This is a genomic window from Sphingobacterium sp. SGL-16, assembly GCF_011043515.1.
In the GTDB taxonomy this organism is placed as follows: domain Bacteria; phylum Bacteroidota; class Bacteroidia; order Sphingobacteriales; family Sphingobacteriaceae; genus Sphingobacterium; species Sphingobacterium litopenaei.
On record NZ_JAAKGQ010000002.1, the window covers coordinates 62209 to 78032 of the forward strand.

The window sequence follows — 15824 nt, forward strand, 5'->3', positions numbered from 1 at the left end:
ATTAGAAGACTTTTCTGTTTTGTGTATTCCTCTTATCAACGGTATACCGTAATTATCTGTTTTCTTTTTAATAAATTTGATACTAAAGAACTTATTTTATGAAAAACCTAATCCTATCAGCTAGTTTGATGTCATCTTTACTTTTGTCATCGGCTATTAATCCAAAATCAGTATCATCTTTTAAAACTCCACTCGGTAATCAAGATACCTTAGCTCCTGTAGAAAAAAACAAAGCTAATTCAGACTATAAACCCGCATTCAAAGGTCAAACACGCATTGCTGGTGTAAAAACGAAATCGGCTTATGATTTTAAAGTACTTACTAAGCAGTTAAAATCTCCGTGGGGAATAGCAGTGCTACCTGACGGTAGATTACTAATCACCGAAAAAGAGGGTGTATTGCGTATCGTCAATAAGTCCGGAAATGTGAGTGAAGCTATTACAGGATTGCCCAAAGTAGATGCTCGCGCCCAAGGTGGACTTTTGGGTTTGGTGTTAGATCCGCAATTTGCAAATAATAGAACAGTTTATTGGGCATTTAGCGAACCTACAACTAATGGAAATCATACTGCTGTAGCTAAGGGAGTTTTATCCAAAAATGATAAAACGATAGAGAATGCAAAAGTAATTTACCGCTCGAGCCCTTCACACAAAGGGGCTTTACATTTTGGAGGAAGATTAGTTTTTGACAAAACAGGACATTTATTACTAACTATTGGAGAAAGATCAGATCTCGCTACACGTCCTTTAGCACAAGATCTAAAAAGTAGTTTGGGTAAGATAGTTCGAATTACTAAAGATGGTAAACCAGCGACTAATAATCCTTTCTCCAAAAATAAAAATGCATTGCCAGAAATCTATTCGTATGGACACCGTAATCCACAGGGCATTGCTTTTCATCCTACCAATGGTACATTGTGGGCAGCGGAATTTGGACCTAGAGGTGGTGATGAATTAAACTTAATTAAGCCTGGTAAAAATTATGGTTGGCCTGTCCTTACCTACGGTTTAGAATATTCGGGTAAACCTGTGGGTACTCCAACATTGCAAGCCAAAGCAGGTATGGAACAACCCGTATATTATTGGGATCCAGTTTTATCCCCCTCAGGTATGACTTTTTACTCCGGAAAAGGGATTGCCGAATGGAAAAATAATTTATTTATTGCGGGTTTGAGCAGTACGCATATTGCGCGATTAGTTATTAAGGATAATAAAGTCATTGGGGAAGAACGTTTATTATCGCGAGAAGCCGAAAGATTTCGTGATGTCGTAGAAGCTAAAAATGGCGAATTATTCGCAATTACCGATGCAGGTAAACTTTATATTATTCAGAAGAAGTAGCTAAGGCTACTACTTCTATCTTAACATCTTATAATTCTGTTGGATAATAAACCTTACCCAAAGTATTTAAATCATCTAGATTAATTTTTTCTTCAAAGATTCCAAATACGGACGATCCTGAACCTGACATGCAAGCATATAATGCACCTTTCTCATAAAGCTTCCGTTTAATATCCTGTATCAGCGGATATTTCTCAAAAATACCTAACTCAAAATCATTAGTAATATGATATTTCCATTCTTGAATAGGTAATTGTATTGCTCGTTTTAAATCTACCTTAGGTATTTGAGGTGTTATACTTGCGTAGGCTTCTGCTGTAGAGATATGGATATCAGGTTTTATAATTACAATAAAATAGTTTGAAAGGTCTACTTCCACCTCACTAAATGTTGTTCCGATGCCTTCCGCGAATAAAGGCTTGTTATCTATAAAAAAAGCACAATCGGCTCCTAACTTACTTGCATAATCCTGAAGTTGTATGCTATTTAGTCCTAAACTATTTAATTCATTCAAAGCTTTCAATACAAAAGCTGCATCTGAAGAACCTCCACCTAAGCCAGCACCTACTGGAATATTTTTCAATAATTTAATGTGAACAGGTTGTATTTCGGGATAATCTGATTTTAACAAATTAAATGCTTTTGTACATAGATTATCTCCATTTTCACGAATATCAATTCCATAGGTTTCGAAAGCATAATCCGATGCTTCATTAAATTCTAATACATCATACAATTGTACAGGATAAAAGATAGTTTCAATATTGTGATAACCATCTTGTCGTTTCTCTGTAACAGATAAACCTAAATTTATTTTTGCATTAGCGAATGAGATCATAACACAAAATAACGAAATAAAGCGAAAAATTGAAAAGAATAAACTCTTTGGACATTGCTAAAAATGGCTTTAATAAAATAATTAAGCTCATTTTCAGCGCATAAAGCTACTAGACTAAAATAAGTTTTGTAGATCTAGTTAGAATTTCTACTTTTGTGGCGGAGAGTTGGCAGAGTGGTCGAATGCGGCGGTCTTGAAAACCGTTAACTGTCACAGGTTCGGGGGTTCGAATCCCTCACTCTCCGCAAAAAAAGCTTCATCGAAAGATGGAGCTTTTTGTATTTATAGCCTCTCTTAAGGTAATTTATTCGTAATTTTTTATTGTATCCAATAAAGCTTGTTTATAAAGGTATATATCATCAACCGATGTAATCAGTTTTCTTTCTCCATTATCTTTTCCTTTATCAAAAAGTTCAATGTATTTAGTACTATTGGCATTAAAATGTAGTCTTGCAATAGGTTTTCTATTGTTGTCATCTAGAAGAATCCCAAAATATGACTTAGTATCGCGTTGTGCAATACGAGAAGCAGGTAAAATTTCCCTCAATATTGCCTTTATAATTTGAAATCCTTCAATTTCTTCCTCCGTTGTAATAATCCCGTCTTGTCTAGAAGTCATTTCAGAATTTTCATCTATTGAGTCTATATTTTCAATATCTTTTGATGGAATGGTTTCATTTATACTTAAAGCATTTTTTAATCGAGAACTAATAGTCTCATTAATATGATTTGATATTGCTCGACTAGTATAATCTTTAAAAACAGCTAATCTAGAAGCTATTAATGGTTTATCAAAGAATCTAGAAACCAAAAGCTTCACAAATTCATCAGAAGGGTTTTGAAGCTCTTTGTCAAATTCATTCTTTATTGCTTTAATATATTTTAAACTCTCTGCAGAGTCAAGAATGCTTTCAAGACTATAACCATTTTTCGTAAACTTTTCTAAAATTTTTAAGCTAGAATCTTTCAGGTTATTTAAATCAAGAGTAAAAAATGGCTTCTCATCCATGATATTGGGCTTTTCCAAATCGCCATAAAAATTATAAATATGTCCATTTGTTAATACTCCAAATCGTGCTTTTGATACATGATAATATCTATGAAGTTGAGAATTATGGGCATCAGCCTTTTCTTTCCAATGCTTACATTCTATTATTAAAATAGGCTCATTATCCCTTTTAATAACATAGTCCACCTTTTCTCCTTTTTTAGTTCCAATATCAGCAATAAATTCAGGAATTACTTCTGTAGGATTAAAAATATCATACCCTAATATTTGAATAAATGGCATGACAAAGGCATTTTTTGTGGCTTCTTCAGTATTTATCTGATCCTTAAGAGCATCAACTCTTTGATGAAGTTGCTCCAACTTAATTTTTAAATCTTGTTCCATGAATTTAGGTTAATAGTTATAATTGATTTTATATATCCAATATATTAAAATAATTTTCAGTTTGCAATATTGCATTTATATATTCGTGTAAATACAATTAGTATCAAAGACGCATTATTGGAATCCAACACCTATAATCTTCTAAAAATTTCATTTATTTTTAGAAAAACAATACAACATATAGCATCCATAAATATTTTTAGACTAAAATTATTGTGAATGCAATATTTTTTTGTAATATTGAATATACTATATAATTATAGCATCTATAAATGAAACGTATTATCATAATTGAAGATCATCCTATTGTGGTCTTTAATCTTAAATTAGGCTTACATGGTCAAGATGGCATTGAAGTTATAGAAACATATAATTCAGGTAACGCCTTATTATCCTCGCAAATCTTGGAAGATATAGATTTAGCTTTGTTAGACATTAATTTGCCTGATTTAAATGGATTTGAAATCTGTAAATACTTAAAGGCGAATCATCCACATATAAAGATTATAGGTATATCCTCATTTGAAGATTACGAACATATAACTCAATTACTCAAAAACGGTGCAAATGGCTATATCGTAAAGGGTGCTAAAAATTCTGAAATGATAGAGGCTATTAAAGAGGTGTTGAAAGGAAGTCAATACCTATGTAATACTGCAAGAGGTGCCCTTGATAATACAACCAATATAACTCACAAATCCGTAAAACTAACCAAAAGAGAACAACAAATAATTGAATTAGCAAATATCAAACCTTGTATAGAGTTTATTAGCGATGGCATGGGAGAAAATAAACATTCAATGGAAATATATTTCAAGATGTTAAAGCAGAAACTTGAATTTTATAATATCAATATTAATTTGCCAACCATTCAAATGTCTTAAATGACTGGCTAAAAGTGTTTCAATTTAATTTCTAATACAACGTATACTAGCTCCAATATCTCTATTTTCAGGATCAAATTCAGTTCTTGGAGATCCTGCGGTATTTCCAGTCTCAAAAATTATACCTTTTGAAGTGCCAGAAGTAGTTGAAGTCCAATATTGACCATCACTAACATTTGTCACAAGACAACTAGCACCATACTGCCAGCCTGCCTGATGAAATGTTACTACTTGATTAGAATTGGCTTTACTAGTAAATAGTAGGGCTCCATTTCCATTGATACTAAGATTGGAATTATCGATTAATCTCTGATAATCTGATTGACTTGGAGTTTTCCACTTTCCATAAGGGTACACTTTACTACATGGATCTCCTCTGTCGTAAGTGGTACTAGACGTTTGAGATCTTGACAATAAAGTATTCCAATTAAAGTAATAATTACAAGGTTCACTATTACTTACTGTTTTCGTAGCATCAATTACATATTGACTCTCAGGTAAAGCACTTGAATTATAATATAAATTACCAGTTGCCCATAGATCTCCATCAAAGTTTTTAGCAGGATAAATATAGTTTCTGGAAAAATATACTGTAGATAATGGGCCTGTAAAACCCGAAGCCGTTATAGTTCGGGGGTTTGTTTCTGATATTAATACTTCATCAGCTCCATTTTTGTTAACCACAAGTCTATTTATCTTATACGTATAGCTATTTAAAGGTGTGGACGTATAAATTCTGTCTATAGACAGTTTTTTAGCTGGTGAATTTTCAAAATTCGCAAATAGAAATGATGTATCCGAAGGAATAGCTGTGAGTGCACCACCTACCAAAGTACCGTTAAAAAGATTTAAATTGTGCGTCGTTAATATTACATTATCCAAACTTACTTTTAATTCTTTAATGGAATTCGCAAAGTAGGATTGAGCATCTACACCTATAGAAATCCGTGATGTTATATGTCGAAATAAAACATTCACATGAACTGGATCTTCTTGCACATTGATATCACCACTTGCGTATATTAAAGAAAACTTAGTACTCGTAGGAATTATTGGATTATTCTCGTTTTGTGGAGAAGGCGGATATTCGTCAAAATTATTATAGGAATATGCAAAATATTTATATTTGGTATTTTTAACCAAAGACGTCGTGTAAAAATTTTGTTGGACAGCTGCTCCTATATTGGCTTTAAAAGTAAGGGAACCATCAGACTCCACCTCATATAATAATAAACGTAATTTAATACCAACATTCAATGGTGTCGCTGCAGTCAAAGAGTTTTTATTCTTATGGCTAGGCAATAAATTATTAGTTGAATTTGAATGTCCACTATTTGTGTTTTCAGTCTCAATTACAAATCCATCATCTATAAGAATCGATGTATTATTTTTATCTGCTTGATTTATTAAAGGATTTGCTGAAGCCTGGATTTCTGACACATTATTATCAATTATATCTGCAAATGCAATTTGTACGTTTAGAGTTTCTTTCTCAGAATCAACTTCTGGAACTCCATCAGTCTTACAAGATGGTAGCAATACTATGATTGAAAATACATGTAATGCATATATATTAAAAGTAGAAATTTTCATATTTATTTAATTGTTATTGGTACTAGAAAAATAATTCATTCTCGATTGTTTCTACATTTGGATCCGTTAAAAGAGGTCGACCATCCTGATCACTACCCCATGTGGATTGTACATTGGATCCTGCAGCCAAAGCAGAGTCAATTTCAACTATATACATATGGAAGATTGGCTTTTGGTATTTTTTCTTTTTAAAAGTTTTCATTCTTTAGTTTGTTAGTGTGTGATAATATTTAACGATCAATTTCTAAGCAGAAGTGATCATTGTTAACAACAAATTAAAATAATTTAATATCCAACAAATAAACTGAAAACACATTTTGTAGCTTAAAAACTACACGACAACAAGGAAAAACACGCTTTTAAGACTGTTAAAGTATAATTATTTTATCAAAACAAAATAAAAGGCAATCAATTTATCGATTGTTTTTCAATAAATCTAATCTTACACTTGTTGTAGCTATTCGTTTTCTAAAATTTTATTAATAAATTATTAAGAAATTTTACTGTTGAATAATAATAATTATTGTTAAAATTCATCGAATTACATAAATAACAGCGCATATTTTATTGAGGTAATCATTTTAATTTATAAATTTTTAATTAAGTTGATTATCTTATCTTTGCAACTCATAAAAAATTTTAATTGTGATTGATGTAAATAATGTCTCTGTAACATTTGGAGGCACTACCTTATTTAGCGACGTATCTTTTTCTATTAATGAAAATGACAAAATAGCCCTGATGGGCAAAAATGGTGCTGGTAAATCTACCTTACTTAAAATTATAGCTGGCGTTGGTAAACCGACTACTGGAAATGTAACTGGCCCTAAAGAAGCTGTTATAGCTTATTTACCACAGCACCTTCTTACGACAGATAACGCAACAGTTTTCGAAGAAGCTTCTAAAGCCTTCGAAGAAGTTTATAAAATGCGTGATGAACTTGATCAAATCAATGAGCAGTTGAATATTCGTACAGATTACGAATCGGATGATTACATGAAATTGATCGAACGTGTATCTGAATTGAGCGAAAAATATTACTCTATTGAAGAAACAAACTACGATGCAGAAGTCGAGAAGGTATTAAAAGGACTTGGCTTTGAACGCACAGATTTCACGAGACAAACTTCTGAATTCTCTGGTGGATGGCGTATGCGTATCGAATTAGCTAAAATTCTTCTAAAAAAGCCTGACCTTATTCTTTTAGATGAGCCAACCAACCATATGGACATCGAAAGTATTCAATGGTTAGAAGAATTCTTGGTTAATTCAGCGAAAGCTGTTATCGTTATTTCCCATGACCGTGCTTTCGTCGATAATATTACGAATCGTACGATTGAGGTGACAATGGGACGTATTTATGACTATAAAGCCAAATACTCCCACTACTTAGAGTTACGTAAAGAACGCCGTGCACATCAATTGAAGGCGTATGAAGAGCAACAAAAGTTCATTGCCGACAATCAAGAATTTATCGAGCGTTTCAAAGGAACGTATTCAAAAACACTGCAGGTACAATCTCGCGTGAAAATGTTGGAGAAATTAGAGATTATTCAAGTAGATGAAGTAGATAATTCTGCTTTGCGCTTGAAATTTCCTCCTTCTCCTCGCTCAGGTAATTATCCTGTGATTGTCGAAGATCTTTCTAAATCGTACGGAGACCATGTTGTTTTTGAAAAAGCAAATATGGTTATCGAACGAGGTCAAAAACTAGCTTTCGTTGGTAAAAATGGTGAAGGTAAATCGACCATGATCAAAGCCATTATGGGTGAAATAGATTTTGAAGGTACGTTGAAAGTCGGTCATAATGCTAAAATCGGGTACTTCGCACAGAACCAAGCTTCCTTATTGGATGGTGAATTAACTGTTTTCGACACAATTGATCAAATTGCTATTGGAGATGTACGTGTGAAAATCAAAGACTTGTTGGGTGCTTTTATGTTCAGCGGTGATGATATGAACAAAAAAGTAAAGGTGCTTTCAGGTGGTGAGAAAACACGTCTTGCGATGATAAAATTATTGTTAGAACCTGTAAACGTGTTGATTCTCGATGAGCCTACCAACCATTTGGATATGAAAACTAAAGATATCATTAAAGACGCTTTGCAGGATTTCGATGGTACATTGATTTTAGTTTCCCACGACCGTGATTTCTTAGATGGATTGGTGACTAAAGTTTTTGAGTTCGGTAATAAACGTGTACGCGAACATTTTGAAGATATTAAAGGCTTCTTGGAATATAAAAAGATGGCCAGTCTAAAAGATATAGAAAAATAAAAATCAAAGCCTGAACACATGTTCAGGCTTTTGATTTCAAATAGATATCTCTATTTCCATTCCCAATTCAATTCTTCTGAATAAGGTATATTAAGCAGTTTATACATTTCAAGTAATCTTAGTTTTATAGATTCTGTATGATTTGTATCTTCTTTTGGAATAATTAATGATTGACCACCTTTAATTTTAATCAAAAACATAGAAGAAATCTCAACCAATTCCATGACTTCGCTCGTTGAAACTTTACTTTCGCTTCCGGCATCACGTGTATGAATAAAATCATCAGCCAATTCAACTGTTACAACCTGATTTAATTTTTCTACGAAATTCTCCTTAATATATGCTTTAAAATGGTTTGTATATTTTCTTCTTTCCCATTTAGGATAAAGGAAATACCATAGAATAGCGAAAACACCAAAAATTATAGCTAACGCTATATTTTCTTTGACAAAAAAAGAATACCAAAGAACACGTAAAATACAGGTACAATTATCTTATTTCTAAATCTTTTCTTTGTTATGCGCTCCGATTTCGAAGCTGTGTATAATTGATATATTAAATAATGATTCTCATCTAAGGAGTATTTTAAAATCATAGTTTAGGTTATTGATTTGTCTAAAATAAAGAAAACTTTGTGAAATTTTATAAAGAAAGCCTGAACATTTGCTCAGGCTTTCTACTGTTAAAATATAATATATGAAGATAAAAACGGACTATGCTGGTGAGACTAGATTTTGCTTTAATTTATTATACATCGTTTTCAATGATGGTGAGAATAAAATCAACACCAATAAACAAATGCTAATAAGGGACATCAATTCGTAATAATCCATGGCATAGCGAACATAAGCCTCATTCCGTACACGTTGGGCTATTAACTTAATTGCGGCAGCATGCTCTTTATATTGCAAGCCTTGATTCATTAATTTTCCCGCTTCTGTGGATAAGTATTCTCTGAAAATTGGATTATTCGGTTGAAGTTGACTGCCAAAAGCCTCTTGGTGTTGTGAATTTTCAAATAGTTTGAAAAAATTCTGTAATCCTATACTTGTTGTATATCCTAAATAGCGAATTGCTAAACAAACAGCTGCTGCTGAAACGCCAAAATGAGTTTTGACGCTGGAAATTACAAAGAGAATTGTCGGCACCATGATCAATCCTACTCCTAATCCATGAATCACTAGTGGAATAAAGAAATAATAGTCATTACCATCACTTTCGAAAGAAAAGAACATGATCTGATGGAAAGTCAACAAGCTAATATACCCAAAAGACCACATCCATTTTACCGATCGTTTTGCCAGAATCCAATACATCGAAAAGACTACCCCGCAGACTATCCCTAAAATATTAAACCATTGTATATAGGATAAATGTATTGGATCTAAATGCAATACTTGAAGGAAATACTGATTGGCAATTGACAATGAGAAACGCTCAATATACATCATGTAAAGCACCATAAGTCCTAAAAGAAAATTTCGGCTTTTGAATATTCCCATGTGAATACAAATACGCTTCAACACATTTTGGCGAACAGTAAAAATTAGTGTTAGCGAGATAAATAAGATCAGTGCAATAAGCATTTTGGAATCTGAGAACCAATAGACTTCTTGCCCGTACACCATCATATAACCGAAACTTACAATAAGCAAGCTGTACAAAATAAAACTTCCCCAATCCAAAGAAAATAAAGGATAAGGTTTTGCCTGACGGATGGAACGCATCGTCAGCATAATCATGATAAGCCCTGGAACAAAAGAAATGGCTGCGTAAAAGTAGATTTCATCGAAATTGAAGGAATCAATAAAATCTGCTGTAACGAAGGTATTGAATGGCGAACTACACAATAACATACCAAAAAACACAGCATAACTTCCCTCCTTTGCTCTCTCAGATTTCAATCGGGAGAATATCATAGAAATAGACAGATTCACCGCAGAAGCAAATAACATTCCTTGAAAAAATCGCAATCCATACACCCATTCAATATCCGAAATCAAATGCATGAGCAGACAATTCAATATTTGCAGTATATTGAATATAATGTAGTAATGTTTGACAGGAAAGAACTGAAAAAATCGTCTTTCTAATATATAGAAACCTACAAAGCCTGCATAAAACAATACAATTAATAACTGTACATCCGATGGCTGACAACCGTAATAACCTGCTGTCACATTGATATTGGCGCCCGGTAGAAAAAATAAAACCATGCTGGGCATCAATCCGCTGAAAAGAATCAACTTGATCAACCATTCTGGCACCCACTCTTTGAATATTCCTTTCACCTCTGTTATTTTTTCGGAACAGAAACATTCACATTCATACCCGAACGAAGCTTATTTTCGTTTTGTCCTTTATCTAATTCAATACGAACCGGAACACGCTGTACGATCTTCACGAAGTTACCTGTAGAGTTATCTGGAGGCAAGAGTGAAAAAGAAGAACCTGTTGCTGGTGATATCGAAATAATATGACCTATAAACTTCTCATCTGGGTAAGCATCCGCTTCAATTTCTACTTTATCATTTAGAGCCAAATGACGCAATTGTGTTTCTTTAAAGTTCGCAGTAACCCAAACAGGCGTTTCGGCATTCACAATAAAACCTAAAACTTCACCCGCATTGATCATCTGCCCTACTTCAATAGTTCTTTTTCCCATGATACCATCATAAGGCGCACGAATGATTGTATAACCAACATCCAAATGTTTTCTGCCTGCAGCAGCAGCCAAACGACTTTTTTCTGCGCCAATTACATTCTTTTGGACATCGACATCTTCTACTCGCTCTTTCGATGCATCCAATTTATGTTTTAGCGATTCTAATTCACTTTTGTATATATCAAGTTTTGCTTCTACTTCTTCCAATTGTTGTGCTGTTGCTGATTTTTCATCGTATAAGAACTTATAGCGATCATATTCCAACTGTTGCTTTTTTACTTTTGCTTCGCTGGCGCTAATAGATTTTTGCAACGCTTCGTGTTCTTGATTTAAAATTTGCTTTTTGCTCGACAAAACACTGATTTCCGCATTCTCGCGCTGAATTGATGCTGAAGCCTGATCCGCTTCATATTTGTATTCTCGATTGTCAATAACCAATAAAGTATCACCTCTTTTTACCGTTTGGTGATCGCGGTAGTTTACAGAAACAATATATCCTCCGACACGGGAAATAACAGGATTTATATATTGTGTCACCTGCGCATCATTCGTATAAGTATACCTGACACGCAACCACAATGTTTTTCCTCCCCAAATTAATAACACAAATAAAATGACCCCAGCTAGAATATTTGTGATGCGTGTTAATTTTCTATCTGATAAATGCTGCTCCGATTTAGGCTTCATTAAATAGTACCCTTTAAAAATTCAATAAAATAATAGTGTTTCTGTATAGCGATTTTGGCTGTTTCCAGCTCAAATAATGTTTGCAATAATTGCATATCTGCATCGAGAAGGTCTGTAACTAATGCTGCAGATTTGAAATAGCGGTTTTTAATGATACGTGCATTCTCTTGGGCTAAATCGACATTTTTCAATTTTACATCCTTCTCTTCCAATGCAAGTTTATACCCTAAGAAAGCTTGCAACAATTGATTTTCTAATGTTTCTTCCTCGTGGTGATGTTTTACTTTTTCACGTTCGTAAGCGATGTTCGCGGATTTGACCACATTCTTATTCAAGTAAAATGATGAAATCGGAATATTCAACTTCAGACCTACGATACCTAAGTTGTACCAGGCATCATTATAGGGATAAAGAAATATTTGAGGATTTGCGAAAGTGAAGGTACTTGTAAGTCCGAGTTCGGGAAGATAATTGGATTTGGCTTGCTTGATGGAAAGCTTTTTGAGTTGAACTTCCTGTTCTGATTTTTGGAGGATAAATGCGTTTTCTTTGGCTTCTTTCACAATTTCCTCGTAGTCGAACAGTGTTTTGTCAAAAACTCGTTCCGTAGGAACTATCTCATCATCAATGCCAGTAATAAACTGTAATTTTTGATTGTTTGCAGCAATATCATGTTGAATTTGAACAAGCAACATTTCACGTTTGGACAATTCCAATTCTATTCGTAATACATCACTAGAAAGCACAGAACCTGCTTTGTACAGGTTTTTTATTTGCTTTAATTGTTCTTTTTGATCGATAATATCATTTTCAATCAAATTTTTGTGAATATAGCAACGTTGCAAATCCAAATAAAGATTGCAAACTTCCATCTTGATTTCTGCATTGGCCGTCAACCAATCTATAGAAGCAATTTCTTTCTCTAATTTCGCGGATTGAATCTTCATCAAATCACGATGGCCATTATAAAGGTTCAAATAAAAATCTGCTCCAGTATCGTATAAATAATGGATGACCTCGTGTTGAGAAGGTTTTTTGAAAATCCCATTGTCATAAATGGGCATATTAGTTGCATAACTTGCGGACCCACGAACAGAAATTTTTGGAAGTAATTCCATTCGTGTTTGCTCTACCTCTACTTCTTTTTGTTTTAAGTTTAAGTGTGATTGTTTGATGTGTTTACTGTTATTCATTGCATGTTTTAGGATATCATCCAACGATACATGTAATGAATCGATCGCATAAGTTGTATATACCGAGGACGATAGCACGCCTATCGCTAAAGACCTCTTTACCCAAGTTGGGAAATTTAAATTCACTGCCCTTTATTCTAAATTAATTAGTGCAAACTTAGAGACTAATTCATTTAAAAATTTATTCACAAATGGCAATAAAATTCTAATTATTGCCAAAAGTGTGATTTAAGACATGTTTTTGAATGATCTTTGTTGATAGGCTAGAGAAAGAAGCTTTTTTGCATAAACTAAATCATCGGTATTTTTAATATAAAAGCTAATCCAACCCGACTTAGGAAAGACATGATGGGATGAAATTCGACCTTCAAACAATAATTGAGCCTTCAGTTTTTTTGATAAAAGGACATCTAAAAGACCATTGCTATGTATATGCGCTAATTCTTTCTTATTAAAATCGAATTGTAACCCTCCATATGGGTGCATCAAAATAATTACATCGGGCATTTGCTGACCAAAAGATTCTAATTCATCTATGAAGTCTAATATTATTGGATTCGTTATTAAATACCAAATCCGCATTATACTGTCATAAACATTTCCCATCAAGGGAATATGCTTCAAATAGCCTAAATATTTGACGACGAACGAAAACATCTAGTTCTTTTCACTAAGGTGTTTTATGTGCTCCATGACACGAAAATGCACATTTCGCGTCACATTCTCCGCCCACAAATCAAAATACCAGGTCGGGAAAACGTACAACTTATACCAACTGTTTCCAATTAAAGTGGTCGTTCCATTACCATTATCTTTTAGGATAAATTGACCTCTTTTAATATCAATATGCCCCATTATTTCTGGGTCTTTTGGCTGATCGATGATATCAAAAGTTAGTTTTTTATTCTCTTCAAATTCAACAATTGTTTCATCAAAAATATACCCATTGCTAAATATACATTTACGGTTGGCACCTAATTCTCGTGCACTCACTGTTGTAGCCATTGGACTGGGCATACCGATTTTGAAAAACCAATATTTTTCCTTCTCTTCTATTTTATCAAAAGCTACTACATGTGGCCATATTTTGTCAGGAGTGGCTTCAATTAAAATCTCATCAGCAACTAAATTTTCATGATCATGATCACTTATAGAATCAACTATAAACACTGCTATCAATAAGGAAATCACACTGACATTGAGTTTTTGATTTTTGCGTTTAAACATTGCTCTTCCTAAAAAAGCACCTGTAATAACAAAAGCTCCTATTAGTGGTGAGACGATCAGTAAACACAAAATACCTTCACCTAATAAAAAATAACTTAATATTATTCCTATTATACCATTTAACAACGATAATAAGGTCAATTGCTTACCTCTCAATTCTAAATCCCGCCAAATTCCTGCAGAAATAATACCCATGAGAATAGGAACAATTACGAAAGAAGAAAAGACAATTATACCCGAAGAGTTTTCATGCGAAATTTTAGTTTGAATTCCCACCACGGTAAGGGCAAATATATTCGCAATTATTATTCCTAAAGCAGTTTTTAAAAATCTTTGATTCATAGAATGAAAGATAGTTTGTTTTTTTTATCTAAAGTAAATAATTTATTTTAAAATTAACGACTTACTCTGCATATAAAACTATAAATATGGGAACTAGTTATAGCATATAATAGATAATATCTTGAAAATAGAGTGACATGTTAATCCATTATTAAAGGTATTTTTGCGAAAATAATAGTAAATTTAAATGGATAGAACTGTTCAAATACCTATTATCATTAAACAAATTGTATGACAGCATACAGCTCATTACTAGTTAAAATTCAACTCCATATACAATCCTTATTTGGCAATTGTGCCAGTAACTATTGTTATCATGGTATGCAACATACCGAAGGTGTGGTAAATGCGACAAAAGAAATTGCGACACATTATAATTTGCCCGATGAAGACTATTTTATAGTGGTTACTGCAGCCTATTTTCACGATTTAGGATATATGAATGGTGGTAGCCAGGATCATGAAGTTCGAAGTGCGCAACTAGCGGAAGACTTTTTGAAAGCCGAAGAAGTGTCTGAAGAAGTGATTCAAAAAGTTAAAGATTGTATTCTTTCCACTAAAATGCCACAATCGCCTTCTAATCTATTAGAGTCAATTCTCTGCGATGCGGATTTATTTCATTTGGGATCTCAAAATTTCAAAGAAAAAAGTAAACTCATTCATCAAGAAATCGAGAATACACATAACAAAAAAATAGGTAAAGGACTGTGGCGAAGAATGACTATTCTGCTTATGCAAGAACACAAATATCATACAGATTACGCAAAGGAAAAATTGGAAAAAAAGAAGCAAGAAAACTTGGAAACTCTTATCAAAGAAGAAAAAAAATCAAAAGATAAAAGTGCTTTAAATAAGAAACCGGAACGTGGGATAGAAACAATGTTTCGCATTACCTCGTCAAACAATCAACGCTTGAGCGATATGGCGGACAACAAAGCAAATATCTTGTTAACTGTCAATTCCATTATATTATCGTTGGTTGTCACTGTACTGCTTCGCAAGTTGGATAATGATACGCATTTATTGATTCCAACGATATTTTTAATGGTGATCGTGGTTTTAACTATGATCTTTGCTATTCTTTCTACTATTCCAAAAATTCCTAACGGGTATTTTAATTTAGATCAATTGGAAAAGAAAAAAGTCAATCTTCTCTTCTTCGGAAACTTCTATAAGATGAGTTATATAGATTACGAAAAAGGAATGGGTAAAGCTATGGAAGACAGCGAATTACTTTACGGTATGTTAACAAGAGATGTATATTCCCAAGGTGTTTCTTTGGGGCGTAAGTACGTTCTTTTGCGTTACGCGTATGGAATTTTTATGATTGGTTTGATAATCTCTGTTATAGCTTTTAGCATAGCGGTTGTTGCAGGTAAATAGTA

At 33.3% G+C, this 15824-nt stretch carries 14 protein-coding genes and 1 tRNA gene; 5 read left to right on the forward strand and 10 right to left on the reverse strand.

Features of this window, described 5'->3' with window-relative positions:
• Positions 1–98 precede the first annotated feature (98 nt).
• Positions 99–1340, forward strand: coding sequence for a PQQ-dependent sugar dehydrogenase (locus tag G5B32_RS01275; protein ID WP_165289743.1), 1242 nt, complete (start codon positions 99–101; stop codon positions 1338–1340).
• 28 nt (positions 1341–1368) lie between these two features.
• Here G5B32_RS01275 and ispE read toward each other — a convergent pair whose 3' ends face one another.
• Positions 1369–2178 (reverse strand): 4-(cytidine 5'-diphospho)-2-C-methyl-D-erythritol kinase, encoded by an 810-nt coding sequence (gene ispE, locus G5B32_RS01280; RefSeq protein WP_165289744.1) that lies wholly within the window; start codon positions 2176–2178, stop codon positions 1369–1371.
• Between the two features lie 160 nt (positions 2179–2338).
• Here ispE and G5B32_RS01285 point away from each other — a divergent pair.
• Positions 2339–2423: transfer RNA gene (locus tag G5B32_RS01285), tRNA-Ser, on the forward strand.
• A 59-nt stretch (positions 2424–2482) separates the two neighbouring features.
• Here G5B32_RS01285 and G5B32_RS01290 read toward each other — a convergent pair.
• Complete coding sequence (locus G5B32_RS01290) at positions 2483–3571, reverse strand: type I restriction endonuclease (protein ID WP_165289745.1); 1089 nt, start codon at positions 3569–3571, stop codon at positions 2483–2485.
• Positions 3572–3843: 272 nt separating this feature from the next.
• Between G5B32_RS01290 and G5B32_RS01295 the strand changes: the two genes are divergently transcribed.
• On the forward strand, positions 3844–4455 hold the full coding sequence (locus G5B32_RS01295) for a response regulator transcription factor (protein WP_165289746.1): 612 nt from the start codon (positions 3844–3846) through the stop codon (positions 4453–4455).
• Between the two features lie 24 nt (positions 4456–4479).
• On the opposite strand, the gene G5B32_RS01300 is transcribed toward G5B32_RS01295, so the two are convergent.
• Both G5B32_RS01300 and G5B32_RS01305 read right to left on the reverse strand, forming a co-directional pair.
• The gene (locus tag G5B32_RS01300; RefSeq protein WP_165289747.1) at positions 4480–6048 is read right to left on the reverse strand and encodes a hypothetical protein; all 1569 of its coding nucleotides are present in this window, start codon (positions 6046–6048) and stop codon (positions 4480–4482) included.
• A 22-nt stretch (positions 6049–6070) separates the two neighbouring features.
• Positions 6071–6250 carry a hypothetical protein gene (locus G5B32_RS01305; protein ID WP_165289748.1) on the reverse strand — a complete coding sequence of 60 codons (180 nt, stop codon included), beginning with the start codon at positions 6248–6250 and terminating at the stop codon, positions 6071–6073.
• Between the two features lie 443 nt (positions 6251–6693).
• Here G5B32_RS01305 and G5B32_RS01310 point away from each other — a divergent pair, with 443 nt between their 5' ends.
• Positions 6694–8325 carry an ABC-F family ATP-binding cassette domain-containing protein gene (locus tag G5B32_RS01310; protein ID WP_165289749.1) on the forward strand — a complete coding sequence of 544 codons (1632 nt, stop codon included), beginning with the start codon at positions 6694–6696 and terminating at the stop codon, positions 8323–8325.
• A gap of 50 nt (positions 8326–8375) precedes the next feature.
• Here G5B32_RS01310 and G5B32_RS01315 read toward each other — a convergent pair whose 3' ends face one another.
• From G5B32_RS01315 to G5B32_RS01340, 6 genes are all read right to left on the reverse strand, one after another.
• Positions 8376–8615, reverse strand: coding sequence for a YcxB family protein (locus G5B32_RS01315; RefSeq protein WP_165289750.1), 240 nt, complete (start codon positions 8613–8615; stop codon positions 8376–8378).
• 423 nt (positions 8616–9038) lie between these two features.
• Positions 9039–10616 (reverse strand): beta-carotene 15,15'-monooxygenase, encoded by a 1578-nt coding sequence (locus tag G5B32_RS01320; RefSeq protein ID WP_165289751.1) that lies wholly within the window; start codon positions 10614–10616, stop codon positions 9039–9041.
• 5 nt (positions 10617–10621) lie between these two features.
• Positions 10622–11677 carry an HlyD family secretion protein gene (locus tag G5B32_RS01325; RefSeq protein ID WP_165289752.1) on the reverse strand — a complete coding sequence of 352 codons (1056 nt, stop codon included), beginning with the start codon at positions 11675–11677 and terminating at the stop codon, positions 10622–10624.
• Positions 11677–12996, reverse strand: a complete 1320-nt coding sequence (locus G5B32_RS01330) for a TolC family protein (protein WP_165289753.1) — start codon at positions 12994–12996, stop codon at positions 11677–11679. Before G5B32_RS01330 ends, G5B32_RS01325 begins: the two co-directional genes overlap by 1 nt.
• Before the next feature lie 102 nt (positions 12997–13098).
• Positions 13099–13527, reverse strand: a complete 429-nt coding sequence (locus tag G5B32_RS01335; protein ID WP_206366757.1) for a luciferase family protein — start codon at positions 13525–13527, stop codon at positions 13099–13101.
• On the reverse strand, positions 13528–14439 hold the full coding sequence (locus tag G5B32_RS01340; RefSeq protein ID WP_165289755.1) for a hypothetical protein: 912 nt from the start codon (positions 14437–14439) through the stop codon (positions 13528–13530).
• 231 nt (positions 14440–14670) lie between these two features.
• Between G5B32_RS01340 and G5B32_RS01345 the strand changes: the two genes are divergently transcribed.
• Entirely contained in the window at positions 14671–15822 is a 1152-nt protein-coding gene (locus tag G5B32_RS01345) for a Pycsar system effector family protein (protein ID WP_165289756.1), read from the forward strand.
• Positions 15823–15824: the final 2 nt, after the last annotated feature.